Annotated in this window: 23 protein-coding genes and 3 pseudogenes; 8 read left to right on the forward strand and 18 right to left on the reverse strand. The window is 55.9% G+C overall.

Annotation, left to right across the window (positions count from 1 at the left end):
- The first annotated feature begins 438 nt into the window (after nt 1-438).
- Entirely contained in the window at nt 439-1,362 is a 924-nt protein-coding gene (locus C2L65_RS44920) for a LysR family transcriptional regulator (protein WP_042314887.1), read from the forward strand.
- A gap of 440 nt (nt 1,363-1,802) precedes the next feature.
- On the opposite strand, the gene C2L65_RS47420 is transcribed toward C2L65_RS44920, so the two are convergent.
- Complete coding sequence (locus C2L65_RS47420) at nt 1,803-2,045, reverse strand: Rrf2 family transcriptional regulator (RefSeq protein ID WP_052427016.1); 243 nt, start codon at nt 2,043-2,045, stop codon at nt 1,803-1,805.
- A gap of 150 nt (nt 2,046-2,195) precedes the next feature.
- Here C2L65_RS47420 and C2L65_RS44935 point away from each other — a divergent pair, with 150 nt between their 5' ends.
- Complete coding sequence (locus C2L65_RS44935; protein WP_233446747.1) at nt 2,196-3,362, forward strand: NADH:flavin oxidoreductase; 1,167 nt, start codon at nt 2,196-2,198, stop codon at nt 3,360-3,362.
- Nucleotides 3,363-3,385: 23 nt separating this feature from the next.
- On the opposite strand, the pseudogene C2L65_RS44940 reads toward C2L65_RS44935, so the two are convergent.
- The 7 genes and pseudogenes from C2L65_RS44940 to gtdA (C2L65_RS44970) form a co-directional block, all read right to left on the reverse strand.
- Nucleotides 3,386-3,706: pseudogene (locus tag C2L65_RS44940) on the reverse strand (methyl-accepting chemotaxis protein); the annotation flags it as partial.
- 786 nt (nt 3,707-4,492) lie between these two features.
- Nucleotides 4,493-5,533, reverse strand: coding sequence for an alpha/beta hydrolase (locus C2L65_RS44945; RefSeq protein WP_042314884.1), 1,041 nt, complete (start codon nt 5,531-5,533; stop codon nt 4,493-4,495).
- Nucleotides 5,534-6,039: 506 nt separating this feature from the next.
- Entirely contained in the window at nt 6,040-7,764 is a 1,725-nt protein-coding gene (locus C2L65_RS44950; RefSeq protein ID WP_052427015.1) for a PHA/PHB synthase family protein, read from the reverse strand.
- A 251-nt stretch (nt 7,765-8,015) separates the two neighbouring features.
- On the reverse strand, nt 8,016-8,546 hold the full coding sequence (locus C2L65_RS44955; protein ID WP_081921424.1) for an enoyl-CoA hydratase/isomerase family protein: 531 nt from the start codon (nt 8,544-8,546) through the stop codon (nt 8,016-8,018).
- A gap of 147 nt (nt 8,547-8,693) precedes the next feature.
- Nucleotides 8,694-9,335 (reverse strand): maleylacetoacetate isomerase, encoded by a 642-nt coding sequence (gene maiA / locus C2L65_RS44960; RefSeq protein WP_042314882.1) that lies wholly within the window; start codon nt 9,333-9,335, stop codon nt 8,694-8,696.
- 34 nt (nt 9,336-9,369) lie between these two features.
- On the reverse strand, nt 9,370-10,068 hold the full coding sequence (locus C2L65_RS44965) for a fumarylacetoacetate hydrolase family protein (protein WP_042314881.1): 699 nt from the start codon (nt 10,066-10,068) through the stop codon (nt 9,370-9,372).
- 72 nt (nt 10,069-10,140) lie between these two features.
- Nucleotides 10,141-11,187, reverse strand: coding sequence for a gentisate 1,2-dioxygenase (gtdA, locus tag C2L65_RS44970; protein WP_042314880.1), 1,047 nt, complete (start codon nt 11,185-11,187; stop codon nt 10,141-10,143).
- A 732-nt stretch (nt 11,188-11,919) separates the two neighbouring features.
- On the opposite strand from gtdA (C2L65_RS44970), the gene C2L65_RS44980 reads away from it, so the two are divergent.
- Nucleotides 11,920-12,183, forward strand: a complete 264-nt coding sequence (locus tag C2L65_RS44980; protein ID WP_081921416.1) for a DUF4148 domain-containing protein — start codon at nt 11,920-11,922, stop codon at nt 12,181-12,183.
- A 417-nt stretch (nt 12,184-12,600) separates the two neighbouring features.
- On the opposite strand, the gene C2L65_RS44985 is transcribed toward C2L65_RS44980, so the two are convergent.
- Nucleotides 12,601-13,071 carry an amidohydrolase family protein gene (locus C2L65_RS44985; protein ID WP_158660447.1) on the reverse strand — a complete coding sequence of 157 codons (471 nt, stop codon included), beginning with the start codon at nt 13,069-13,071 and terminating at the stop codon, nt 12,601-12,603.
- Nucleotides 13,072-13,145: 74 nt separating this feature from the next.
- A pseudogene (locus C2L65_RS47425) lies at nt 13,146-13,361 on the reverse strand (amidohydrolase family protein); the annotation flags it as partial.
- A gap of 346 nt (nt 13,362-13,707) precedes the next feature.
- On the opposite strand from C2L65_RS47425, the gene C2L65_RS46055 reads away from it, so the two are divergent.
- Complete coding sequence (locus C2L65_RS46055) at nt 13,708-14,367, forward strand: hypothetical protein (protein ID WP_156132399.1); 660 nt, start codon at nt 13,708-13,710, stop codon at nt 14,365-14,367.
- Nucleotides 14,368-14,597: 230 nt separating this feature from the next.
- Here C2L65_RS46055 and mmsB read toward each other — a convergent pair whose 3' ends face one another.
- Nucleotides 14,598-15,482, reverse strand: a complete 885-nt coding sequence (gene mmsB, locus C2L65_RS45000) for a 3-hydroxyisobutyrate dehydrogenase (protein ID WP_042314878.1) — start codon at nt 15,480-15,482, stop codon at nt 14,598-14,600.
- Nucleotides 15,483-15,518: 36 nt separating this feature from the next.
- On the reverse strand, nt 15,519-17,045 hold the full coding sequence (locus tag C2L65_RS45005; RefSeq protein WP_042314877.1) for a CoA-acylating methylmalonate-semialdehyde dehydrogenase: 1,527 nt from the start codon (nt 17,043-17,045) through the stop codon (nt 15,519-15,521).
- A 456-nt stretch (nt 17,046-17,501) separates the two neighbouring features.
- Here C2L65_RS45005 and C2L65_RS45010 point away from each other — a divergent pair, with 456 nt between their 5' ends.
- A complete protein-coding gene (locus C2L65_RS45010; RefSeq protein ID WP_081921412.1) occupies nt 17,502-18,455 on the forward strand; it encodes a LysR family transcriptional regulator in 954 nt (317 codons plus the stop codon).
- A 108-nt stretch (nt 18,456-18,563) separates the two neighbouring features.
- Here the strand turns inward: C2L65_RS45010 and C2L65_RS45015 are convergent, their stop codons facing one another.
- The gene (locus tag C2L65_RS45015; protein WP_042314875.1) at nt 18,564-18,827 is read right to left on the reverse strand and encodes an NAD(P)-binding domain-containing protein; all 264 of its coding nucleotides are present in this window, start codon (nt 18,825-18,827) and stop codon (nt 18,564-18,566) included.
- A gap of 391 nt (nt 18,828-19,218) precedes the next feature.
- Here C2L65_RS45015 and C2L65_RS45020 point away from each other — a divergent pair, with 391 nt between their 5' ends.
- Complete coding sequence (locus C2L65_RS45020; protein ID WP_042314874.1) at nt 19,219-19,953, forward strand: IS6 family transposase; 735 nt, start codon at nt 19,219-19,221, stop codon at nt 19,951-19,953.
- Between the two features lie 602 nt (nt 19,954-20,555).
- On the opposite strand, the gene C2L65_RS45025 is transcribed toward C2L65_RS45020, so the two are convergent.
- Nucleotides 20,556-20,984: a hypothetical protein gene (locus C2L65_RS45025; RefSeq protein WP_042317362.1), complete on the reverse strand. Its 429-nt coding sequence runs from the start codon at nt 20,982-20,984 to the stop codon at nt 20,556-20,558.
- 189 nt (nt 20,985-21,173) lie between these two features.
- Nucleotides 21,174-21,304, reverse strand: a pseudogene (locus tag C2L65_RS47020) (transposase); the annotation flags it as partial.
- Nucleotides 21,305-21,489: 185 nt separating this feature from the next.
- Between C2L65_RS47020 and C2L65_RS45035 the strand changes: the two are divergent.
- Nucleotides 21,490-22,461 (forward strand): LysR family transcriptional regulator, encoded by a 972-nt coding sequence (locus tag C2L65_RS45035; protein WP_233446742.1) that lies wholly within the window; start codon nt 21,490-21,492, stop codon nt 22,459-22,461.
- Between the two features lie 350 nt (nt 22,462-22,811).
- Here the strand turns inward: C2L65_RS45035 and gtdA (C2L65_RS45040) are convergent, their stop codons facing one another.
- Genes gtdA (C2L65_RS45040) through maiA (C2L65_RS45050) form a run of 3 tightly spaced genes read right to left on the reverse strand, consistent with a single transcriptional unit; the run spans nt 22,812 to nt 25,769 of the window.
- Nucleotides 22,812-23,873, reverse strand: a complete 1,062-nt coding sequence (gtdA, locus tag C2L65_RS45040; protein ID WP_042309018.1) for a gentisate 1,2-dioxygenase — start codon at nt 23,871-23,873, stop codon at nt 22,812-22,814.
- Nucleotides 23,866-25,167 carry an MFS transporter gene (locus C2L65_RS45045; RefSeq protein WP_081921008.1) on the reverse strand — a complete coding sequence of 434 codons (1,302 nt, stop codon included), beginning with the start codon at nt 25,165-25,167 and terminating at the stop codon, nt 23,866-23,868. Before C2L65_RS45045 ends, gtdA (C2L65_RS45040) begins: the two co-directional genes overlap by 8 nt.
- Nucleotides 25,164-25,769, reverse strand: a complete 606-nt coding sequence (maiA, locus tag C2L65_RS45050; RefSeq protein ID WP_042309021.1) for a maleylacetoacetate isomerase — start codon at nt 25,767-25,769, stop codon at nt 25,164-25,166. The genes C2L65_RS45045 and maiA (C2L65_RS45050) overlap by 4 nt, the downstream gene beginning before the upstream one ends.
- 50 nt (nt 25,770-25,819) lie before the next feature.
- Between maiA (C2L65_RS45050) and C2L65_RS45055 the strand changes: the two genes are divergently transcribed.
- Complete coding sequence (locus C2L65_RS45055) at nt 25,820-26,386, forward strand: phosphate-starvation-inducible PsiE family protein (RefSeq protein ID WP_042309022.1); 567 nt, start codon at nt 25,820-25,822, stop codon at nt 26,384-26,386.
- The last annotated feature ends 363 nt before the right edge of the window (nt 26,387-26,749 follow it).

Raw genomic sequence — 26,749 nt, forward strand, 5'->3', positions numbered from 1 at the left:
CTCGTACTCGACTCACCGGGTCGGCCCAGCTTTCTGAGCACGAGCGCGCGGCGCCCGTCCTCTTCGGCGCTGATCAGGGTGCCAGCCCGCATCACAAGGTCGTGGACTGCGCCTACTCCCATACCACGGCAATGTCTTCGATCCCGGCACTTTCCGCGCGAGCTTGTGTACCGATTCCTAAGGCGATAACACGCGAGTTTGGTAATTCTGCTGATAAGAAACTGTGCGCAATCCGCCCGGATAGTTACCCATTCGGCTCCTCTCTGCTCCATCGCGGTACAGGTTGGGTAGCTAGTCGCTTCCTCTCATTAGGTCTCGCACACTGAGTCATGTGCGACCTCACTATGCCCAGTAAGATGGCGAGATTATCTAATTCATGCGATTTCGAATGTGCGGATGAAAAAACCAACATCGAAACCGTGACGAGAGGACTGCGCGATGGACTGGACTTACCGCTTGCGTCTGAGGCAACTTCAGGTGCTGCTGAGTCTCACCAGCACCGGCAATCTGAGCCAGTCGGCGGCGGCGCTCAACACGACGCAACCAGCGCTGTCGAAATGGCTGAAGGAGCTCGAAGAAGATATCGGACTGCCGCTGTTCGAGCGGCATGCGCGCGGCCTGCGGCCGACATCGTATGGCGAAGCGCTGATAGAACATGCACGCCGTATCGACGCAAGTCTTAACACCGCTCGCGATGACATGCAGGCGCTGCGCGAGGGCGGCAGCGGCCTGGTCACTATCGGCACATCAGGGGTATCGTCTGCGGATACTGTTCCGCTTGCCGTGGCTCGGCTACTCGAGCGCATGCCGAAAGCGCAAGTGCGGCTCGTCGAAAGCACGATGAATCAGTTGATGCCTCAACTCGCGCGCGGAGAACTAGACATTGTCGTCGGTCGCTCAGGTCAGCAGTACGATGATCCTCAATTGCAGATTGAAACGCTCTATACGGAGCCGATCAATTTCGTCGCCCGCTCCGATCATCCGCTCGCGGTAAAAGCCGACCTCGACTGGGATGATGTCCTGATGTACTCGTGGATTGTATGGCCGCAAGACACGCCCGTGCGCAATGCGATGGAAGCAGCGCTCGCTGCTGCGGGACGCACACTGCCCGGCCACTGCATCGAATCGAACTCACCAATTCTCAATCTAACGCTACTGAACAACACGAACCTGGTGGGTGTTGCGTCACATCGGGCCGCGCTGCGCTTCGAGCAATTGAGCGCGCTTCGTATTCTACCGATTGAGCTTGAAGGTTTCGGCTCCGTGTCTGTCTACTGGCACGCAGAAAACGTCAATCGCGCGGCTGTGGCCTTAGCATTGGAAAGTCTTCGTGCTTTCGCGGTCCCTCATATGAAAAGATGACACACATCCCAAAGCCTTCGGAGGTTATTGGCCTTGCAACCTTCTGAGTCCATGTTTTAAGCCATCGAATTTTTGAGTCTGGCACGCTCCGTTGAATCGACGAGGAAAAGTTGCACTGTCTTCCGTCGCGTGCGCTGAAACGTGGACACGCCAGTAACGAGTACCTTTGAGCCTCGAAGCAAGTCCGTACTTCGCCCCTGCTAATGCAGCAACCTCATGGTAAAACCGTAGTCGTCGATAGGCAAATTTTCTATCAGTTGTTCTAGGCTCAAGACCGTCTCCAGGCAGACGGTAACGTTATACCTGGCAAGCACTTCCATCATGGCTTTTTCCGCGCGACCGGAGATAACCGCGAAGAGATCGTCGAAGTGAGAGTTGATGAGTGATTGATCCGAGACGTCATGTTGCAAAGTAGATATTGCATTATCATATGTTGCCACTCAATATATATCCCATAACGAACTTTTATCGTGTGGCAAACCGAGTGACAGGCCTCCGACTTTCCCCGTCGTCTCAACGATGACGAGTTTCTCTCTCAACGGCTTGAGCAGACTCCGGATGACGCTCGGATTGATATTCAGGCCCGCTGCCAACACTTGAGTGGTACAGCGTAAGCCGTCACGCTCCGCCAAGGCTACGCTCAGCACTATCTGGAGCGAAGTTGGAAATCTCAGATCAAACATAGACTTGCCTCCGGGACGGATCCGCGACCATCAAAAACATAAATGCAATCATAATACTTGCATTATAGTTTACGCTGCGCAATACTCGATATCGTATGCAACATAGATGCATTATCAAAATCCCTCCGACTACCTCGACGGAGCGAGGCTATGTTGACCCCTTTTTGGAGCGTAGTGATGGACATCAAGCAACGTCTCGCCGCCCTCTTTCAGCCGACGCGTATCGGGACTTTGGACCTTAAGAACCGCGTTGCGATGGCGCCAATGACTCGCGCGATGTCGCCCAACGGTATTCCGGGTGCAGACGTCGCAAGCTACTACCGCCGCCGCGCCGAGGATGGAGTCGGCCTTATCATCACTGAGGGCACGTTTATTCCACATTGGAGCGCAGGACATGACCAAAACGCGCCGCGGTTCTATGGCGAAGATGCGATTAAAGGCTGGAGCCGGGTTGTTGAAGAGGTACACGCCGCGGGTGGCAAGATATTTCCGCAGCTATGGCACGTAGGACTTGTCCGTAAGCCGCGAGTACCGGGGGCTGACGGCGTATTCGACCATGACGACGCGGGTGAAAGTCGCGTCGGCCCGTCGGGTATCCTCGGTGGCGATGGCAAGCCCTTAGCTAAAGTGAGGTCGGCGGCGACCGTGAAAGAGATCGATGAAATCATCGAGGCATACGGCGTAGCCGCCAGATTGGCTAAAGACCTCGGCTTTGATGGGATCGAAGTGCACGGCGCGCATGGATATCTGATTGATCAATTCCTTTGGTCGAAGACAAACCTGCGGACAGACCAATATGGTGGCGGACGCGCCGACCGCACGCGATTTGCCGTTGAAGTGATCCAGGAGATTAGGCGCCACGTCGGCCCCAACTTCCCTATTACGCTGCGTCTATCGACCTGGAAGCAGCAGGACTACGCTGCGACACTCGCCGACACGACAGACGAATGGGCTGCAATCGTGAACCCCCTCTCCGAAGCGGGCGTAGATGCTTTCCATGTCTCCGAGCGGCGCTACTGGGAGGGCGTCTTCGGCTCGGACCTCAATCTCGCCGGATGGACAAAGAAAATCACGGGAAAACCGACTATCACGGTAGGCTCTGCGACACTCAGCAATTCCCTGACCGAGATGATGTTGGGGAAAGGCGGTGTAGCGGTCGATAATCTCGACCGCTTGTTGAGCGGCTTTGAACGCGGCGAGTACGACGTGATCGCAATCGGTCGGGCAATGATCGCCAATCCCGATTGGGTAAAGCGGCTTAGCAATGGCGAGCCCCTTAGACCTTATAGTATGGATATGCTTCAAACGCTCAACTGATCCGCACAATTCGTATACGGCCATGCTTCGCTGCCTCCAACCCCCGCGTTGAGCGCGAGGATGTTGGTCTGGAACGCGATGCCTTCGATCACGGAGATAATCTCGGCGATTTTGGTCGAACTATCCGAAATTTCGTGCATGGTTTCGACCACGCGTCCGACCACGTTTCCGCCGCGTAGCGCGGCTTCTGACGCAGCGTTCGCCACCGTAGTGGCCTGCCTTGCGTTGTCCGCGTTCTGACGCACCGTGGCCGTCAGCTGCTCCATGCTTCAAGTGGTTTCCTCCAGTGACGCCGCCTGCTCTTCAGTGCGCTGGGATAGATCGGTGTTACCGGCCACAATCTGCCGGGACGCGACACCGACCGATCCGGCAGTGCACCTGACTTCACCAACGACCTCAGCCACGCGCGCGAGCAATGCATTGAGGATCGGTAGTACCGGTTGGACGAGGTTGGGCACACGGCAACGGCCTTCAATGCATACGCTCGACCTTCGCCGTTTCCCTCAGATCGGTTTGAACGGCATCCAGCAGACGCTGCAGCATGTAAGCCAATCGCTCGCAATTTTCCGAGTTCTCGTAGAGCAGACTGTTGCGGGCCAGTCATGTGCAGAAACGCGGAAAACATCTACAAGTACCCCTTGCAGAACAGGACACGGGCAAAGCGGCGACCGGCAAGATTTTCTGGCTCATTGCCTTCATTTCGCGCTTACGCCAAGGATCGCCGTTGCAATCCTCCACGCTATTGGCCTGCGTCTGGCGCGGGAGAGATGAGCATTGATTCTTCAAGACTGCAACTTCCCGCCGCAAGAATGCTTTCCACCGACCTGATGTCGCTATGGTGACACGGACCTTAGCAGATTCAGCTTCGTGCTTACAAACGCGGCGCGCTTGCTCCACCATATGCGCGCCGCACAGTGAGGCGAACTTCTTGCGCCAAATCGATGCTAACTGCCGTCGCTACGTCGTTGCGGTGCGGTCCCCGTTTCGCGGTGGGCTACACACAGAAGCTGACGTGTAATCGAAGTCGCGATTCTCAACTACTAACCGCAAAGATGCTTCAATGAGTTGGCCGGAATCCAACGCAAGTCCGTGAGTACGGATTCCGTGCGAGCAACACCATGGACTAACACTCAAAGAGCAGAGGCCACCTCTTCCGTCAGAAATGACTGTACTCGACGATACAACTCCAACCGGGTCGTCTCCAACAACATTGAATGCGTGCCACGTCCGAGAATTTCCAGGCGCTTATACGGGGTTGCTGTCAAGCGGCGAAAGAGTTCACGAGCCATGTAGGGGGGCGTATCACAATCCCATTCACCCAATACGGTCAAGACGGGGACACGGATTGAGCCTGGGTCATATGTTGAAACACCGGACGCCCAGTACTCCACCAGATCAGCGACCACACCGTTTGGTGCGCGTACCACCGGTGGTGACTGCATCGCTCCAATCGGATCGCTGCTAATTGCGCTTCCCCACCAGCGCTCCAGCAAGTCACCCGAGATTGGCTCGTTGGCTGTTACCTTATTTAGTCCGCGACACCAACTATTGTGTGCTTCGGCGAGCGTAACGTCGCGAAATGCCTCAAGGTTTTTAAGGAATATTGGTCCCGCCCACGGAAACCACGTCAGCGGCGGTAACCCAAGCGGCACGTCGGCACCAGCGAGATTGGTCATGATCCACAAGGGTGCGTACATAACAAGGCGCCTTACCTTGTGACTATTCCTGGCTGAGTATCCCCCGCAGATCGTGGTGCCCCATGACCAGCCAACGAGGTCGACACGGTCTGCGCCAGTACGATCAAGGATAAAGTCGACCGCAGCACTCAGATCTGATTCCGCGTCCACAGTACGGGCATACGGCTTACCGCTTCTCCATCCGGCCCAATCAGAATCGGGCGACGCTGACAGGCCATAGCCGCGGACATCCAGAGCATAAACGTCGTGCCCCTGCCCGGCGGCAAAGTCGAGCCAGGAGCCCCCGGGAAGCGGTGCGTCGAAGGCTGGTACCCCTGAAAACGTCGCACCGTGAACGAACACAATAATACGTCCACCGTCCCGCGCTATTTGTGCGGCATTGTATTTCCGCCGCAAATGAAGCCGGACGCCCGACTCGGACGGCGGCAGGTACAGATCTTCTTGAACAATGTCTGGGTTTTCTTTCTGCAACATACTTAGCAAGCTCGTTCATGGCGGTAATCGTCCCGGATATCTGGTGCAGTTGCCCGCGGGGTCCAAACACTCATGCTGTCTGTCATTACCGTGCCCCTCGTGAAAGATAGGGCGCGATGGGATCGCATATCCAGGAGGCGCGTTTTTCTAGCCCGTTGAAAATGCAACACGTTGTGACACAAGAATCTTCCTCTCGCGCTTTGTTCAACGGGGCCTTCCAACGCGAGAACGGAAAGATCCGTTGACGTGAAAAGTCGTTGGCGTGTGTCTTGCGCGGAGCCAGCGACATGGCGGTCGAGCATTGACCGTGCATTGGAATAAGATTGTTCGCCCCTCCTTTGCGAAGACCTCCGTAACCATGAGTGGCCCGTTCGATACCGCAACACTAGGGATCTAGCCATCCTCCCATTCGTGGTGAAGGTTGCATGCAGCCGAATCAAGGTTGTCATTGAGCGACGCCCTTGACGCTAGATATAGCGAAGATCAAACCCCGATTTTTAGCGAGTTCACGACCAAAGCGGCGTTGTTCCGCCTGTTCGCGACTTCGCATAACGTCCAGGTGCAGTCTCGATTTCCTTATATCGTGAGTTCCCCAACTTGGAAGGCGCGAGAACATCATTACCCGAGTGTGTTCCAAGCCACTCACCCCAATGCGGCCACCAGCTGCCGTTTTCAAACTGTGCAGAAGCACGCCAGTCCTCTGCATTTTCACCCGCGCGCCCTCCGATCCAGTAGTGGCGCTTGTTCTTCGAGGGCGGGTTGATTGGTCCTGTGATGTGTCCACCTCCCCCAAGCACAAATTCAATCGTTCCTTCCAGATGATTCACACTCCCGTACGCAGTTTTCCAGGGCACCAAATGGTCTTCCGAAGCTGCAAACACGTAGGTTGGAAGTCCGATTTGGCGAAGATCGACGGAAGTATCAAGCATTGTCAAGCCACCAGGCTCAACCAGCTTGTTCTCGATGTAGCAATGGCGAAGGTACCAGGCAAACATCGGCCCGGGCAGATTGCTTTCATCAGTATTCCAGTAGAACAGGTCGAATGCATCGGGCGTCTTCCCCTTAAGGTAGTTGTTGACCACGAATGACCAGATCAGATCGTTCGCGCGTAGACTCGAGAAAGCCATCGTCAACTCCTTACCCGAAACAATGCCTCCGCCAGCATAGATCGCCTCTCGCTGCGCCATGAACGCTGGGTCCAGATAGACCCCGATCTCGCCCGGGTCCGAGAATTCAAGGATCGTCATCAGCAGGGTCATGCTGGCAGCCGGCCGCTTACCTTCCGCGGCGCGCACCGCTAGTGCACTACAGAGCAGTGCACCTCCAAGACAGTAACCCACTGTGTTTATCTGATCACATTTGAAGATCTTCCGTACAACGTCGATCGCTCCCAGCACTCCCGTATCAACGTAATCATCCCAGGTTAATTTTCGAAGAGCGGGCGTGATGTTACGCCACGAAATCAAGAATACTGTAAAGCCTTTAGAGACCAGGTATCGAACTAGCGACACCTCTGGCGACAGATCAAGGATGTAGTATTTGTTAACGACCGACGGGACGATAAGCAATGGCACGGTCTTCACGTGCTCAGTCACGGGGTGATATTGGATCAGCTGGATTAGATCGTTCTCATAGATCACCCCACCCGGCGTGTTCGCGAGATTTCCTCCTACGTCAAAGTCCGCGTCGCGTGTCAGAGAAATTCCACCTTTCTCCACGTCCTGCATAAAATTCTTCAGGCCAGTCAAAAAGTTTCCGCCGTTTGTTCCCACCGCCAGTGACAGCACTTCCGGGTTGGTCAGAGCAAAGTTTGCCGGAGACAATGCGTCAATAAACTGACGCGTAACAAACCGAATTTGCTCCTTGGACCTATCATCTCGCCACGCAAGATCTACTGCCTCGAGCAGAGATTTCGAGGTCAGCAAGTATGACTGACGTATGTAATCGAATAGCGGGTATTTCTTCCATTGATCGGCATCGAAACGCCGATCATTTTTCCCTCCGGATACTGTCTCCGGTCCGCTTGCGTCGGCGAAAACGCCCCCCCACAACCCAAACAGCTGAGCGTAAAATCGCCCCGCGAGTTCGAGCAAACGTCGTGCGTTGACTGCCGTGTCCTGGGTTGAAGTTTCTTCCACCTGTGACGCGTCGGGGCCAATCGAGAAAAACGGCAACCATTGCTGCATACCAGCAAACAGTGAATCAAAGTCAATCTTTGTCGTGTTCATCATTCCGGTGAACTCCTGTTTGATGCATGGACGCGAATTGCGTCACAAGGAGAAGCGACAACGAACGTCCCGAGAAATAGCAACGATCAAGTCAAAAATCGATCGGTTGCACATCTCCCTGGAAGCTTCAACGATCTTTCGCTTGCCTATCTAACGTCATGTACGACTGTCTTACGTCGTGAGGAATGTCACATCTGAGCTTCCTGCCATTCTCAAGAACGAGTCGAGGTTTCAGCAAAAAGCGAGACTTCCACTCACCAAGCACTTGGCTCATTTCCCAGGCTGGCCAATGGATGAGAATGCTTTCGCCAAAGCGGCGACAGGAAATGCCGCACGCGCTCAGGTCGCACTTCAACACGCATTTCTGGAGACCAGCGCCGGGTGCGGTCCGTGTCGACGAGTTGGGCTCGCTGATCGTCGCAAAAATCTTCATCGTCGATCGCACGTGCCACGATGCCAAGTACCATTTTGAAACACTCCGCCAGCGTCATCCGCCGTCCGCGGAGCAATGCTTCGCGCGTCACACACAACATCGTCGGCGACTGTCCAACCAGCGACTCCAGCGTCAATTGCAGCCATCGCCTGACTTCTCGTGGTGGCTCACAATCGAGAGCACCGTTTAGCGATGAAATAACCCTTTCTATACTGGAGCGTCTGCCGAAATGACGTAAGATGAACTGCGAAAACTCGCCTATTCCCGCATGTGGAACGATATTGCAAGGTGGCTCAAATGCGCTGCGAAGCGCAAGTAGCAACTTTTCACCGCTAATGTCATGGGTCGGCATGCATTGGAGGCGCTGTTCAAGATGCCCATTCACTACAGGCTAAATGCGAATTCCAACAATCAAGCCTCAAATGAGGTCACATTCCCACGCATGCGAATCCGGCATTACACGCTCGCCGGATGAACGCATGCTTCTCCACTGTCGGTTTCAGGCGATGTAATCTGGCTGATTCTGCGGTTGCGCGGCATCGAATGCCTGATGTTGCAAGGCATGTTTGTATGCCGCCAAACAACGTTCAAATGCAGTCAAGTCGCATCCCATGCGCAGCGCGTTCGCGATTTGCGGAACGAGACACACATCCGCTAGCGTTGGTTTTGAACCGAAACACCAAGGACCCGCATCAGCGCGTTCAAGCTGGCGCTCGACACTCTCGAGCCCTTCTGAAATCCAGTATCGATACCACGAGCTCTTCTGCTGTGGTGTCACTTCCATCTCCGTTTCCAGATAACGCAGCACCCGCAGGTTGTTGATCGGGTGGATGTCGCAGGAAATCGCAGTAGCAAATTCAAGTACACGGGCACGCATGTGCGATTCAAGTGGAATCAGACGGGGCTCTGGATACTTCTGATCAAGGTAGTCGATGATGGCAAGCGACTGCCCAAGGCTAAAATCACCGTCGACCAATACGGGAACCGATGCAGACGGATTTACATTTTCCACATACTCCGGAGCACGGTGTTCGCCGATACGAATGTTCACGGGTAATGTAGCGTAGTCGAGACCTTTTAGCCCCAGTGCGATCCGAACCCGGTACGAAGTCGAGCTATTGAAAAAGCTATGGAGTTGCACCTGTAAATCCTCCAGACAATGCAGGTCTCGTACCCTAGGCCACGGACGCGCTGATTTCCCCGAGACCCTCGATGCCGACCGTCATCGTGTCGCCTCTTTTCACAGCACCGACACCATCGGGTGTCCCCGTGAAAATCACATCGCCTGGTTCGAGCTGGAAATACCTCGACAGATGCGCGACCGTCTCCGCAACTGACCATATCAAGTGCGACACATCGCTTTTCTGCTTCGTTTCACCATCAACTTCCAACCATAGTGCAGCCTGTTCCAGGTGCCCGACTACGCTTGCGGGATGAATGGGCCCGATCGGTGCCGAGCGATCAAACGCTTTTCCGATCTCCCACGGACGCCCCATCTCACGCATTTTCATCTGCAGGTCGCGACGCGTCATGTCCAAGCCAACTGCGTAGCCCCAAATGTGATTGAGAGCGTCAGCAAGAACAATATCCTTGCCACTCTTTCCGATCACCGCGACGAGTTCAGCCTCATAGTGATAATTCACTGTTTGCGACGGGTAATCGAGTTCGAGCGTCTCTCCATATTCGACAGGAACGACAGCATCCGCAGGCTTACAAAAAAAGAATGGTGGCTCACGATCGGGATCGAAGCCCATTTCACGTGCATGTGCGGCGTAGTTGCGTCCGACGCAGTAGACGCGGCGCACCGCGAATCGAGCGTCAGTATCGGCAACGGGAATAGCGACAGGCGCTTCAGGCGGGAAAATAAATTCCATGATGAGTTCGAGCCGAAAGGTAAAAAAATATGACGCGGGCCGCCGGGAGGCAGGCCATAACAAGGTGCTGAGTTAAACCCGTTCTTCGCGCAACAGATTTAGCGCAGCAAGAACCGGACGATCCGAGTAGCTGAACACAACGCTTTCAACGGACGCCGACAACTGGACATACGCCCACGCAGGCGCGACAAACACGTCATGTGCGTCGAAATTGAATTCTCCGCTACCGATTTTTACGGTGCCTTTACCTTCCACGACGCAGTAGACCGTCGCATCTGTACTGCGATAAGCGCGACCTTTGAACCCAGACGGAAGGTACTGCATGAACGTCGCGATCGTCGGCATAGGCCAGCCGCCTGTGGCCGGATTCACGTAACGCAACTTGACACCATCCCACTCGTCGAGTTCGCCGTTACGGTATAACGCATCAAGCGCTTCACGGCTGCGCGCGTACGGATAGCTGAAGATCGGAGACGTGGGATCAGACACACGATGGCGCACGGGGAGCATGTTTTGACCGAAGCGGGCAAAACTGTCGCCTTCTGGGCGCGACAAAGGCTGCGTCGCCTCTGGATAGCTCTCGGCAAAGCCTGCATCCATCTGCGCGACGAGCGGAATGTCTAACCCGTCGAGCCACACAACGGGTTCACCTCCGTCTTCTACAGACGGATTACCATGGTCATGCCACGTCCACGACGGCGTGATAATGAAATCGCCCGGATGCATCGTTGTGCGCTCGCCGTTGACTGCCGTCCAGGCACCTTCTCCTTCGACGATGAAGCGTAGCGCGGACTGCGTGTGTCTATGACTCGGTGCGATCTCGCCAGGCAGGATCAGTTGAAGTCCCGCATAGAGGTTCGGCGTCATGCTCGACTTGCCTGGCAAGCCGGGGTTTTCCAATATCAGAACGCGTCGTACCGCCTCTTCTGCACTGATGACAGAGCCTGCTTCCACCACAAGATCACGCAGTTGCGCGTACTTCCAGATGGCCGGCAGAGCCTTGGGTTGTGGTGCTTTAGGCACCAAGTTGTGCAACGATTCCCATAGCGGCGACATTTGCTGCGCGGCGATTCGTTCGTAGTATGCTGCGCGCAATGCGTCCGCAGTGTCGCTTGTCATAAACGTCTCCTTTGGGAGTCTTTTTGGATCGAGTGCATCATCCGCCACGTGGCGATCTCGTAGACCCTTTAGTCAATGTACATGCGAAGGCTATACCCGGTAAAATGAAGAAAACATCTAGTCCATACGTTTTCCGATATAGCTCGAGAAGCAAGACGTGAGTTTCACAAGAAGAGAAGGGAACGATGGGTTGGACTACCACCGTCAACTCATTCTCCATCCCGCGTCCTGAGCAGTGCCCCTCGCAGTTGACGCCCCATACCGAGGAGGCGCGTGAGCCGCGTCCGTAACTAGCCGCAACTTCCCGTGACCGCACACGACCTGCATCGACCTGCCATACGCGATCATGTGTGCGGCGCTTTCCTGCTCGCTGAAACGCGTGTGCATGAACTTCGACAGTAGTGAGGTGGCATCAGCGCGCGTTCCTTGTCGGAACATTGAGGTGAAGCCCATAGATCTGCGGCCTAACAGCGATTGATGGAGAGCAGCAGAAGCGCGCAGTAGAGATCGCCATCCCTCGGAATCGCCGACTCGACTTGTTTCCCCGACCAGACAGAACGCAATTCGTGCGCAACCTTTCGCTGGCCATCTGGGAATCTCGATTTGAGATTGTTGCACCAGTAGAACGCGGAATTTTCCATATCAGTATTTACCCTACCTTATCGAGTACCTACATTAATCGCAATGGTCGCCTAAGCGTCCTCATCCACATGAGTTCGGAGGCAACACCCTATGAAAGCTCTTCTTATCCCTGCGACCCTCGTCGCAATCCTCGGATTTCCCGGCGTTTCTTATTCCCAGGTGCAACAACAGGCACCACTAACGAGGGCAGGTGTGCGGCGGGAACTCGTCCAACTACGCGCCGCCGGCTATGATCCAAGCGATTGGGTGCACTACCCGCAGAACATTCAAGCTGTGGAAGCACGCGTCGCCGCTCGTAAAGCCAACGCATCGTATGGCCCTTCGACGAACGGCAACTCACAATCTGGCCAGTAGTACATTCAATGAGCCAGAAAAAACGGGCGCCAATCGGATGCGTGGTGACCCCTTTCTATTTGTGCAATGCTATCGCTCGGAAGACACGCAAGTACCTCAACGTATCATTATGAAACACTTCGTCAAACAATACCTGTCGATACGCTTCTGCATGCGAATTGGGTAAATTTCGCGTCTGATTCGGGTTTCGAAAAGCAGCGCTACCGCGCAACATCGACGGGATACGCCATTTGCGAATCATCGCGCTTTCCATGTCTGCCGCTTTAGCAACGAAGCAATTGCAAGCATTCCCTGCCACGCGATCACTACCTTCGTCTACATCCCGGTCCCTAGACGCCGCACGTTCGATGATATGTAACCGGTCATTGATCACTTTTAAGCCGATCTACACGACGCAGCTTGTATAAAGGTCAAACGTCACGTTTGGACATTCAGTTTAAGAATCCGATCTGCATTCCCATGCGCGATCTTGACTTTGTCGGCTGGGCTCAACGGGAGAGCATCAAGAAATTTTCGTGCAGGCGCATTGGCGCTGTGGGGGTGGTCCACACTAAACAGGATTCTGTCGGCCCCGAATACAGTCAATGCGTTCAGGAAGGGCGATATATGAAAAATCCCGGAAGTCGTGATGTAGCCCTTGTCAACGATCGTCTCACTGATCGGATCAAGACCGCGACTCATTAGCACGTCGTCCATACGACCAAGCATGAAAGGTAACATCTCACCCATATACCCAACGATCACAGTCAGTCCGGGTAGCTCATCAAATACTCCGGCCAGCACCACTCGTAAAACATGAATTGCAGTCTCCGAATGCCAGCCAAATATTCCAGAGGCAAGCAATGCACCGGCTCGGCCTGGCAGGCCCTGATAGTAACTCTCATACACCGCCTTCGGCGGCAGGTTCGGATGTAGACGGGCACGTCGAGCTCAACTGCTTTCGACAGCACTGGTGCGAACCGCTCGTCATCAAGAAAACGGCCATCGTTGAGGCGGTTAACCATTGCTCCGCGAAACCCTAAGTCTCGGACACAGTGCTCCAGCTCGTCTACCGCCGCCTCAGGTATGCGCATCGGCAGATGGGTAAATCCACCGAAGCGATCTGGATGTTGGCGCACTGCCTCGCCCAACCGATTATTCGTCGCGTGGGCGAACTTGATTCCGGCGTCACCATCCAAGATGGTTGGCTCCTGGCATGCTCGCGGAGATCACCTGCTGAGTGATTCCGTACGCTTCCATAGCTGCGAGACGGTCATCGCCAAGATTCCTCAGCACGGCGTCGCTCTCTGGCGAATAACCGGGATTACTGCTGGCATCGAAGTGGCCGTGGACCAGGTCTGGCACAAGGAAGTGCTCCTCGCGCAACACTCTCGGGACAATGAGGTTATAACTACCAGTTTCAAAATTATCGCGTAATCCAGCTCTCTGTTTTGGGAAAAATTCTGCCATCTTGAGTTGACAATTTGACATTTCCTCGGCGCTTCGATATGTCAACACCTCAAAATGCCCTATCTGGTACTTGCTATGGAAATCTTAGAAACAAGCGATGTTCGTGAATCAATTTCTACCGCGATTTCAGGTTTCCGCGTTGTAAAAATCCCGGAGTTGCCAAGAGTGATTCTCGATTCATTCGATACCCTTCCTGTTGACCCATCGTCCAAACAACAATATCGAAGACGCGCCACATGGTTCGTTACTGACGGCAATGGCGTCCGGATGCGGTCGCCTATGGCAAGGTACCACCTCCATAACCGTTCTGATGATTCATCTGATGTGCAAATATCCAATGCACCTATGGCACTCGCAGAAATTGAGATTGATGTCTCCAAGATCATCAATCTCATGCTCGATGTGATCCACGTCCGCGACGTTTCTCGGCTGCGAGCAAGCGTCCGTCAAGTCCGCATGGTGGTTGACCGGGTACATTCAAAGGTAAATCCATCTTTTGGCTGGAACCCGACCTCTATCGCTTCAGCGCCGTCTGGATGGTGCGTCGGTGTAACGTTGCAGGCGGGGGAGATCTCGATAAAATGCGAGGAAACTGACGAGATAGATCGTCATCCCGTGTTCCGTGCAAGGCAGGGCATTGTGTTGGATCGCGGACCGTTTCCACATGCACATGGCGGACCTGTCTCTATTCGCGGGGGGCATGGGGTATTGCGACCTCCTCATCTTCGAACTTGACGCCTAAGTGCGATTGAGAAATCGCCTCCGAGTCGAATATCAACCGAGAACGCTGCGGAAAAATTTATGCGATCGGCGATGGGGGCTATGGACCAGTTGCCCCCTCTCCCGCCGCGTTGTCGATGCAACCGTGGACCTTCTCGCGCGGGAGCATCGCCAACTTGCGAAAAAAATCGCCGCGTTTTGGGCGGGGAGGGTGTCAAAAACGACGGGACTCTACACCTACAAGTTCAAGCCTGTCCGTAAAGTCGGATCACAGCAGAAAAGTCGAGTTTACCGTCTCCGCGACTACTCACGGCTTGATAAAGCTGCTGCGCAAGCGCACCCATGAATGCTGGTTGCTTCGCAAGCTTGGCTGCCTCGGTGGCGAGACCGAGATCCTTTAGCATCAAGTCGGTTCCGAAGCCACCGGTATAATCACGCGACGACGGCGCATCCTCGATCACACCCGGGAATGGGTTATATTTTTCGGAGCTCCAGCAGCGTCCGGTGGACGTATTGATAATTCCGCCCAACACCTTTGGATCGACGCCAAGCGCTACGCCTAGCGACATCGCCTCGGCAACACCAGCCATCGTGACGCCAAGTACGAGATTGTTGCAGATCTTCGCAATCTGGCCGGCACCTGTGTCCCCGCAATGAACAATATTCTTGCCCATCGCCAAGAGTACGGGCTTGACCTCATCGAATGCCGCGTCACTGGCACCGACCATAAAAGTGAGGGTACCCGCAGTGGCGCCGCCGGTACCACCTGAGACCGGCGCATCGATGAACGTATTCCCATGTTGGCTTGCGAGGGCAGCGCAAGCCTTCACGCTCGCGGGATCGATCGTGCTCGAGTCGATAATCACCGTACCCTTCCGAATCCCAGCGAGGATGCCATCGGCACCTGAGAGTACGCTTTTCACGTGCGCTGCGGCCGGCAGCATCGTGATCACGCACTCGCTGTCGCTCGCAGCCTCCTTCGGCGAAACAGCTGCTTTTGCGCCGGCATCGCTCAGCGCCTGGACTGCCTGCTCGCTGAGGTCAAACACGCTGACAGCGTGCCCTGCCTTCAGCAGATTGAGCGCCATTGGCGCGCCCATATTCCCAAGACCAATGAAACCAATCCTCATGATACATTCTCCATGCCATTCGTCGCGGTCTTTTGCTCAACGCAAGCTGATCGTAGTATTTACGCCATCGTTCACGGTTGCGTCATCAAACCAACGGGCTGTGACCGTTTTTGTCTGCGTATAAAACTGTACAACCTGTTTTCCGTACGGCCCAAGATCACCAAGCTTCGAACCGCGCGATCCCGTGAAGCTAAAGAACGGGACAGGCACCGGAATGGGAATGTTGATACCGACCTGACCTACGTCGATTTCGGACTGGAACTTGCGCGCCGCCGCGCCGCTTTGCGTGAACAATCCGACGCCGTTGCCGAATGGATTTGCGTTAACGACTTCGATTGCTTCGTCGAGTGTCGTTACCTGCAGGACAAGCAGTACCGGCCCGAAGATTTCCGTGCGATAGATCTCCATGTCGGTGGTGACATTAGCGAAGATCGTCGGGCCGATAAAATTGCCATCCTCGTAGCCGGCGACCTTCACTTCGCGCCCATCAAGCTCGAGCGTCGCTCCTTCCTTTACTCCCGATTCGATCAGCTCCAGAATGCGACGCTTCGCCGCATGCGATACGACCGGGCCAACGTCAGTTTTCGGTTCGTGTCCGGCGTTGACCTTCAACGTCTTCGCCTTTTTCACGAGTTCAGGCAGCCAGTCCTTCGATGAGCCGACCAACACAATCACTGACGTCGCCATACAACGCTGTCCGGCGGCGCCGAAGCCAGCACCCGCGAGAGCGTTCAGCGTTTGTTCCCGATTCGCATCGGGCAGCACGACCGCATGATTCTTTGCGCCCATCATCGACTGCACACGCTTGCCGTGCCGGCTTCCCAGGTTGTACACGTGCGTGCCAACCGCCGTCGAGCCGACGAACGAAATCGCCTTCACCAGCTCATGCGTGCACAGCGCATCGACCACTTCCTTGCCGCCATGCACTACGTTCAGTACACCCTTCGGGACGCCCGCCTCGATCGCCAGTTCGACAAGCTGCATCGTCGACAGCGGATCCTGCTCCGACGGCTTCAGCACGAACGTGTTGCCGCACACGATCGCCATTGGAAACATCCACAGCGGAATCATCGCGGGGAAGTTGAACGGCGTGATGCCAGCACAAACGCCAATCGGCTGGCGCAACGTGTACGTGTCGACACTACCAGCTACGTTCTCCGCGAATTCACCCTGCTGCAGCGTGCCAATCGAGCACGCATGCTCGACTACTTCGAGACCACGGAAGATGTCACCTTCAGCATCGGGCAAGGTCTTGCCCTGTTCCGCCGTCAGAGTCTTCGCAATGCGCGGCATATGTTGGCGGATCAGTGCCTGATACTTCAGCATGATGCGCATGCGTGCGCCGATCGGCGTGGTCTTCCACGCCGCGAACGCTGCGTGCGCCGAACGGATTGCTGCGTTCACTTCTTCATTCGTCGCGAACGGCACACGCGCAAGCACTTCCTGCGTCGCGGGATTCACGATGTCGCGCCACTCTGTCGTCGCCGACTCGACAAATTCGCCATCGATAAGCAATTTAACACTCGGTACCTCGTTATTTGATGCGTGAGTCACTGCGTTCATCACAAATTCTCTTTGAAGGTTTGTAGGAGCCGACTAGGGTCCGGCAATGTGTCTGGAGACGGATCCGGCAGGGTTGTCAGTCCACGTTAGTGGAGTGCAGACTGAGCCGATCAAAGCGAAAACCAGCGCGCCAAAGCGCCTGATCAGGCCCAACCGAACCCCGTGTCGAGGAAGCACGACCTAGAGATGCCGTAACGGAAGCTCATTTCACGCGATCGTCGGGCTGGTCGTGGAGACCCAATCTGTCAACATGCGGTCGCCATCTGATCCAGGATCCAACTGGCTCGACCACCGACTCCGGTGTCGATCGAATAGCCGTCTGTGGCTGCGTCTCGTTTTTCCAGTTGCGCTGGTGAAACATACCGTCGTCTGCTGCGTCGCCTATGGTCCAGGAACGTGCGAACCAGTATAGTTATTTATGTTTCCACGGCCTAGAGATGAAAAAGCCAATCGGTTATGCAAAAAAACACAAACCAAAAACTGCAGGCGTTAAATTGGGACGATCTACGGTATTTTCTGGAAGTCGCCCGCACGCAACGTGCCAGTGCTGCGGCAAAACGGCTGGGCGTTGATCACACCACTGTCGCCCGACGAGTAAGGGAACTGGAAGCGGTGCTCGGTGTGATCCTGTTTGACAAGTCACGCGCTGGCGGATTCACGCTCACGGCCGATGGTCAACGATTACTCAGCCACGCGGACACCGTAGAGACAGCAGTCCGTTCTGCAAGTGAACAATTCGCAGGCGCGTCACAGGGGCTTTCGGGTCATGTTCGAGTAGGGTCAACCGAAGGTTTCGGTTGCTTTTTCCTATCTCCGCAGCTCGCCCGCTTCACGGCCGCAAATCGTGACATGTCAATTGACCTGCTCTCTGTGCCTCACTTTATCAGCCTGTCCAAGCGCGAGGCCGACATGGCCATCACCCTCGAGCGTCCGGAGCGTGGTCAATATGTCTTTACGAAACTTTGCGACTATCAGCTTCGACTCTACGGCACTCGCGCCTATTTCCAGAACCATAAGCCCGTCCGTTCTGTCGCAGATCTCCAAAATCACGCCTTCATCGACTATGTTGAGGATCTTGCCTTCAGTCATGAGCTTCTGTACCTGAAACGTACCATCCCAAACGCGCGCGTCAACCTCTGCAGCACGAGTGTAATCGCGCACTATCACGCAACGCTTCAAGGGACGGCGCTAGCGTTTCTTCCGTGTTTCATGGCGACACCGAATCCGGCATTGGTATCTGTTTTGCCTGAAGAAGTGGTCGTTACACGGCATTTCTGGCTGAGTAGTCGAGAAGAACTACGCAACCTACGACGTATAACATCACTTTGGGACTATTTGCGTGCGACTGCTGAGGCAAACAAGTCACTGTTGATGGGGGAATCGTCCCAAATGAACTATGTCGACCCTTGACCCTAAGGGTCTTTCGAATGCGGACCGCGGTGCCCTTAGGCAGCGGAATCCAAACAAAGCTTTAGTTAAACTAGGCTCTGATATCTCGGACTGAAACCTTGTATCCGCTCACGCTTTAACGAATCCGACCCCCGCAAGCGAACCAAACGGCAACAAGGTCAGCGGGCCGCCAACGTCTAGAGCTCCCAGATTAACTCCGAAAAAGCCTGCCTTTTCGATAAGCGATTTAATTTCGCCTTTGGCCTCTTCGTCGTCACCCGAGAGGAAGAGCACGCAATTACCGCCAGACGCTTCAGGGTTCGCCAGAAGACTCGCGTCGAGATGGTTATCCAACAGATTCTGACGCGGGTTCTGCACGTCCGTGGCATCCACCGATTGGAACCTACAGCAATCGCAACTTTCCTGACTCGCAACGTTATCTGCTGCACCTGATCCCGATTGTCCACCACAGCGATGTATGTCCCGCGAGCAATCCAGTTTGTCGCCGAACACGTCTTTCAGCGGCGTTGTGAATGTTGCCAGCTAACGGAAACACCCACCAAACAGGACAGTTACGCTCGCGGAACTTTTGATTAAATCGCCGCCATTTTTTCGGGAGCCTTCTTCGCTGCAATCTTTTTCGCGAGAGAGGACGCACAAAGATACGGCGAAACGTACTGGCATCGCGAGTATGTCCTGGCCGGTGTGTGCATCTGCACGACCCATCAGCAAACACTGCATACGGCATTGTCACGTTACCGCGGCGATCACGTAAGATGCAGCGATGAAGAAGACAAAGCCGCTTTACCATGGACACCGTTATCCGGCGGTCGTTATCAGTTGCGCCGTGCGTTGGTATTTTCGGTTCCAGCTGAGCCTGCGCGATATCGAGGAGCTGTTGTTCGAGCGGGGTGTTGTCGTCAGCTACGAAACCGTCCGTCGCTGGTGCAACAAGTTTGGCGCGGGCTTTGCAAGTCACGTCAAGGCCGCTCGTCGCAAACCGGGTACGACCTGGCATCGAGACGAGATGTTCGTGACACTGCGCGGCGAGCCGTATCTGTTGTGGAGAGCAGCTGATCAGCACGGCGCCGAACTCGATGTTCTGCTGCAGAAGCGATGCGATAAGGCTGCAGCGAAGCGGTTTTTCGGGCGTGTGCTCGCCTCCTGTGGCGAAGCACCACGCAAGATTGTCACCGATCAGCTACGCAGTTATCCGGCGGCAAAGGCTGAAATCCCCGAACTGTCGGGCGTCAGTCATGTCTTCGTCAAAGCAGCGGCTCGCGTGAACAACCGGGCGGAGAACAGTCATCAACCAACCCGTGAACGGGAGCGTCGGATGCGCGGCCTTCGAGGCCGAAAACATACCCAGGCTTTCCTGTCGAGCTTCGGACCGATCCGGCAACACTTTGCGCTCAAGCGACATCTACTACGCGGCTCGCTCTACCACAAAGAACTTGGCGAGCGCTTTGCCATGTGGCGTCGCTTTCCCGGGTTGGCCCAAAATCCGTCTGCTGTCTGAGTAGACTCGCGCGAGCTACACTTTTGCGCCGTCAGCAATTTAACGTGACAAAGCCCGCTGCGACAACGGTTTCCTTGGTGGCTCGTATCTCGCAAGTCGTTCAACAAGGTCACCGTTGATCACAGCATAGGGGCGCAGCCGCTCCAGGCGTTACGTTAACGGCCCCGCGCATCTCTGTGACGACGACGACCGATCGCCTCCCAGAGCTTTTTCGCCTGCACCTGTGCAAACCGCGTGTGCTCATCCCGTTGAACCTGAGATTCACCGTGGGCCGTGTCATCAGGAGCGCCTGTCACTGGACGCCGTCTGAAGATATCAGAGAACTTTCTGGCCATAGCAACCTCCGATACGGCAGTTGCGCCGTGATATTAGTGTACGCCGCTCGTCGGGCCATGCGTGATCAACGCTTCACGCGCCGGCGCGGCCGCGGATAGCGCGTGATAGAACTGCGGCAGGTCACAAAACAGGCATCTCCCTTTAGCTCTCCTACTCTCAATCTGGGACCGCTCAGGCACGACTTCGCAATGCCTGATGTGCAAGCCGTATCAGCCGGTCGGGCTGGCGAGACATCCACGACGGCTTCATCGGGTCTGACCGGCCCGTCACGTCTCCAGAATCTCGAGTCCATTTTCGGCGCACCATCGCCTCAGCGCACCTTCGATAGCGTCGGCTTCAAACGCATACCAGTGCTCGAGTACACCTTTGCGCGCCAGCAAATCCTTAAAGCGCGCGTAAGCCCCCTGCCGTTGGAAAAATGCTTCGGCCTGGTCGTAACATGCAGGCAACTCGTGTGCGACAAAGCGCAAGGCGAGACTTCTTCCAAGATTGAGTTCGTTTTTGTGCGGTATCGCCAGGTAACGATCCGAGGATTCAACGTCGTCAGGAATATCCTCGTCGAACGCGTCGTTGGAATCAGAAGTCCAATAGACTTTGCCCGTATCAAGCGAGACATAGGCGTTGTGCTCCATCGGCGCCGCGAAGCTAACGAAATCGAAGGCAATGGAGAGAACATCGTGTTTGACTGCGACCACGGCTCTACTCCCATAGATTGCAACGTTTGGGATGGACGGACCCGGCAATATCCGGCGACGCCCAAAAGCGTCTTGGGAACGGAAGGTTCGATCTGGCGCAAGCCGGCGGCAAACATTTCGACCCTTGAGCTTCCTCAAGGGACAACCGCTGATGGTACTGCAGGTCACATTACATCAGCTCTGCTCCCCAGCGAGACTGGCGCGGCGCACGGGGTTGGCGAGCAGCCCGTAGTGACGGATGCGATGGAAACCACCGGGCAACACATGGAGCAGGAAGCGGCGTTGAATTCGCCGGTTTCGAGGGTCATGGTCTTGTAGCGGTGCGTCCCTTCGCGCGGTAGTCTCTTGGCCAGTGCGAACCTGCGAAGCTACCCGCTGAATCGGGCTGGTCAGAGTGCCCAATCAATTGAGCAAAAGAGAAGAATGGTTGAAGGGAGGGAAAGGCTCTCTGCGTGTCGCGTCGAGGCACGCGGCACACAACGGACATGCGTTCGTAGAGCTAATATTGCTTCTCACAGGCGCGCCTCGTGGCCCGTCCATTCGACTCCAGACTCACTTCCCGGTGTGTTATCTCATGCACTTTGGCCTTGTCGACCTTCAAACCTTCGCTGCCGTCGCCGAAGCTGGCAGCCTTACGCACGGCGCCGCCCGCGTCAACCTCTCGCTCGCGGCGGTCAGTGCGCGTATCCGGCAGATGGAGGAGGCGGTAGGTGTGCCGCTGCTGGAGCGTCGGCCTCACGGCATACGCGTCACGGAGGCGGGGCAGACCTTCCTGCGCCACGCGCGGGTCACCCTCGGCGCGCTACAACGCATGACGGACGACCTCGCACAGCTCTCCCAGGGGATGCGGGGGACCATCCGCATCCTCTCGAACACGAATGCACTTGTCGAGACGCTGCCTGGCCCGCTTAGCCGCTTTCTCTGCGACAACCCCAACATCAACATCGAAATCGAGCAGCGTCCGAGCGATGAGATCATCGCGGCCATTGCGGAAGGAGTGGCCGATATCGGCATCATCGCTTCGCCGCCCGAGGGCGTGGCGCTCACGACGTTTCCCTTTGCCACCGACCGCCTGTGCGCGGTTGTGCCCGCAGTCGACGAACGCTTTGCGCTGCAGCGGGAGATCGCCTTTGCCGATCTCATCGAAGCCGATTTCGTTGGTCACGAACGCGGCTCGTCGATTCAGGTGTTCCTCGAAAACCAGGCGAAGCGACTGTATCGTACCTTGCGGCACCGCATCCAGCTTGGCAACTTCGAGTCGATTTGCCGCCTGGTCGAAAACGGCGTGGGCGTCGCGGTAATCCCTGAGTCGGCGGCGCGGCGGTTTCAGCGCTCGATGCGGGTTCGTCTGCTGCGCATCACCGACGCGTGGGCCGTGCGCAAGATCCTGATCTGCGTGAACGACCTCGAGCAGTTGCCTTCCTCCACGCGGCGGCTCGTCGAACATCTCGCGCACCTCGGCGCCGCCTCCGGCTGAGAAGACGCACCAGAAGCGCCGGATTCAGTTCGGGTTGAGTCTGGCTTCGCCAATCCGTGATTGTTCAGGAACCGATGGGGACAGAGAATGAGCCCCGTTGGCAGTCGAACTTCTGGAGGTGAAGCCATGAATGCTCGCGATGTCGAGACGAAAACCCGGTCCTGGCTGTTCACGCCTGCGAGCAGGTCACCGACCTTCCCAGAGGAGTAGTTGCCCATGATGCCGTTCCTGATGAGCGGGCGCAGGATGCGTCCTGGGTGAAGTTGCCGTCGGATTATCCAGAAGTACGCGAAGCGAAGCACGAAGCGTGCTGCCTTTGTGAGCACAACGCGCTCCTCTGCCTGAACCGCTCAAGCTACTCCCCTGTCCTCCCTGAATAGATAAAGCGCCTCATGCACGGGTCGATCAGAAAATGAAAACAGAACGCTGTCCTCGTCCGCCTCGTGCCGCACGTGATGCCATGACGGGACGACAAAGATGTCTCGCTTGCCCCATTCCACCACGACATCGCTTCCGATCCAACTGCGCCCCCGCCCTTCGATAGGAACGAAGACCGTTGCATCGGTAGAACGGTAGCTCGTTGTCGAAAATCCCTGGGGCAGCAATTGCATAAACGTGGCCATCGTCGCCATCGCGTACTTCCCATTGTTCGGATTGACGTACCTCATTTTGAGCCCGTGACAAGGATCCCAGGCGTTGGCACGGCGCATCCGCTCCAACGCTTCGCGCGTTCTTGCATACGGATAATTGAAGATCGGTGACGTGCCGCCGCCCGGACGATGGTCTATCGGAAGCAGGTTGGCGCCGTAGCGGACATCACTGTCGCCGACGGGGCGCGTAATCGGCTGCTCATCTTCTCCGAGGTGCTCGGCGAACGAGGCATCCAGGAACTGCACCATGGGTATGTCTAAACCATCGAGCCAGAATATCGGCCTGTCGCTTTCGTTACCATGATCGTGCCATGCCATCGGCGGCGTGATGATGAAGTCCCCTTCATTCATGATGGTGCGTTCGCCGTTCACCGATGTGTGAGCACCGCCGCCTTCCATCACGAAACGCAACGCTGTTTGCGCGTGACGGTGCGCGGGTGCGACCTCACCAGGAAGAACCAGTTGCACACCTGCATACAGGTCGGTCGTGATCTTCGATTCACCCCGCAAGCCAGGATTCTCCAGCACAAGGACGCGCCGCTCAGCTTCTTTGGCGGTGATGATGTCGCCCGCCTCCATCATTGCCGCACGGACGTCTGAGAAACGCCAGTGTGCCGGCATGCATTTGCTACGCGGCTCAGGAGTGATCAAGTCATTGAGCGACGTCCAAAGCGGCGCGAGGTTCTTCTGACCGATCCGCGCGTAAAAGGACTCCCGTTCAGGGGTTTCCGATATGGTCGTTCCCACAGATTGATTAGACATCGCTAACTCCCTTCTTTTCAAGCGCGTTCCCCTGTTTATCGAACGTCCGCACAGGAGCCGTCTCCTTCAATGCCGCGACCGCGATGGCGCCAGCGACAATCGTCCAAAGCGGCATGGTTACCGCATGCTCGATGCCGAAATGTTTGGCCAAATAGCCCGCATACGCAGGTGCTACGCCGCCACCGAAAATTTCGCCAATACCGATGATCATGCCCGACGCCGTGGACATCAGTTGCACAGGCACGGCTTCGGCTGCGACCGGTCCTACTGTCAATGTGATCAGGCTATACAGACATCCCATAGCCACCATCAGGCAGATGAACAAATGAACGGGAACCGCACCGGTCCTCAAGAAAATGCACAGCGACAGAAATACGCCAGCCGCCGAGAGAAGCATGACGGGCTTACGGCCGACACGGTCCGACAGTGCCGGTAGCACGGCCGCGCCAATCGCCCCGCCAAAACCGAGTGAGGAAAGAATGAAGCCCATCTGCTGCATGTCGAGATGCAAATAGTCGACCAGATAATTTGGAAACAGCGCAGCGATGACGATCTGGCAGGCGAGCCAGCAAAGCATGCATATGATGCCGAGAGGTACATTTCGATAACGAAACACTTCGTACCAGTGATGCCGAGCAGTATCGTGCGTCGCCGTGTGTTTCGCGATATCAGCCGGCGATGGCCGGCGCAATATGCGTTGCGCAAGAAAAGCTACGAAGAGCCCGGGAAGCGCCACCAGCAGGAAAATCCACGGCCAGCTCATTACCTTGAGAAGTTGTGTCACCAAGATTGGTGTAAGACCGAGACCGAACAGCGCGGGCATCATTTGCTGCAGCCCGACATTGCGTCCATGGCGCTTGGGCGGTGACGCATCCATGGTCGCAATGATGCTCGCGGGCGTGAAAGCGCCTTCTGCTACGCCCATGAGCGCTCGAATCGCAATCAGGCTGCCGACTCCTGTCGCCAGACCGCCCAGACCTGCCAGCAAAGAAAATCCGATCATCGCCGGCACGATGACTCTTTTAAAGCCAATCCTGTCTGAGAGATTGCCTGTCAGGAGCGCAGACAAACCCCATGCAAGCGCCAATGCGCCCGTAATATGCCCGAGATCCTGATAGTCGAGTTTCAGGTCGCGCATCAATACCGGCATCAACGGCACGATCAAAAAGCGGTCAATGCCGACCAGGCCCATGCCGAGAGCCATCAATGTGACGGCCTTCCATTCGTAACTCTTTGACGGCTCTATGGGTGACGCGTCGACCGTAGACGGCGACAACGGCGGGATGACGTTCATTCGAAATCCTTTTGATTTGATGGCATCGCTTTGACGAACGCCGGATTTTCCATCGCCGCTTCATAAATTCTTTGCAACGTAGGAAATGGCGTCAGGTCAAGATCAAAATTTCGGGCGTTGACCACTTGCGGAATGAGGCAGATATCCGCGATGGTGATGTTGTCACCGTGGCAGAAGCGCCCCGTTTCCGAGGTGGAAGCGAGCATCGCTTCGATGGCGTAAAAACCATCTGCTATCCACGCGTTGTACCAACGCTCGATGGCGTCTTCTGGCTGATGAAGCGTCTTTCGCAGGTAATTAAGAACGCGCAGATTGTCGATGGGGTGTATGTCACACGCGACAATCTGTGCCAACGCACGAACGCGTGCGCGCGCTGCGGGATCGGCAGGCAGAAGTGGCGGATCTGGTCGTGTCTCATCAAGGTAGTCGAGGATTGATAGCGACTGGACTAGCACCTTCCCATCGATTTCCAGTGTGGGCACGAGTCCTTGACGATTCAGTTCCTGGTAAGCAGGATCGCGTTGTTCCCCGCGCCGCAGATGATGAAACGCATCCTCGTAGGCTATGCCCTTAAGATTGAGCGCGGCGCATCTGCAATCCATGCACGCGCGTTGCGTTCGCGACGTAGCCACGACCCTCTGGGAGTCAAATCATGGAAAGTAAGAAAAGCTGGCTACGCAAGGATCTCGATGCGTTGCGTCTGCAGTGGGACATGCTCACCTTTTATGAACGATTCGAGCAGCTTGTCGCGCATGTGCTGAGCGTCGTGATATCCATCATTATCCTCGTGTCGCTCTGGCAGTTGATTCACGCGGTGATTTCATTGCTGGTTTCGGACGCGCTGAACCCGCTGGATCACGCTGTGTATCAGACCATCTTCGGAATGGTCATGACGCTGCTGATCGCAATGGAATTCAAACATTCGATTACGCGCGTGATGGCGCGGCGCGATCACATCGTGCAGGTCAAAACGGTGCTTTTGGTTGCGCTGCTGGCTATCGCCCGCAAATTCATCATTCTCGATCCGGCCAGTGCGCCCGCCCAGATCGCGGCGCTTGCATTTGCGCTGGTGGCACTAGGGTGCGTCTACTGGCTGATGCGGCAGCGTGATGACCCCGTCGACGCGACGACCGCCGCACAAGCAGAGCGTGATCGCGTGGTGCATGCGCAGCGGCAGCAAGGGAAGCCGCCCCGCGAAGGCGGCCAATCCGACAATTGACCTGAGTCGCTGCGGTCGTCACGTGATGAGCCGCGTAAGCTTCAATCCAGCGGATGGCCTCGATGCTCACGGCAAGTCCGGTCGCCTCCGGTTGCGCTCGACAAGAGCGTTTCGAGCGCGAGCCCTTTTGTCCCAATTCCCATCTACCACCCCAAGCGCCGCTATGGCGAACAGCGGCGCACGGAGTCTGAACATGCGGCACTCGCCGAATGCCGGCAACACGAGACCGACCGCATACCGATCGGCGACGGAACGCCGGTGACGCGGACGACTTGATGGGGTGGTGTTTGGTAACGAATGCGCAATCTCTTTCAATCATGCTACCAAGCTTTCGACGGTGGCGGATCTTCACTCGACCCGCCA

The organism is Paraburkholderia terrae (assembly GCF_002902925.1).
Classification (GTDB): domain Bacteria; phylum Pseudomonadota; class Gammaproteobacteria; order Burkholderiales; family Burkholderiaceae; genus Paraburkholderia; species Paraburkholderia terrae.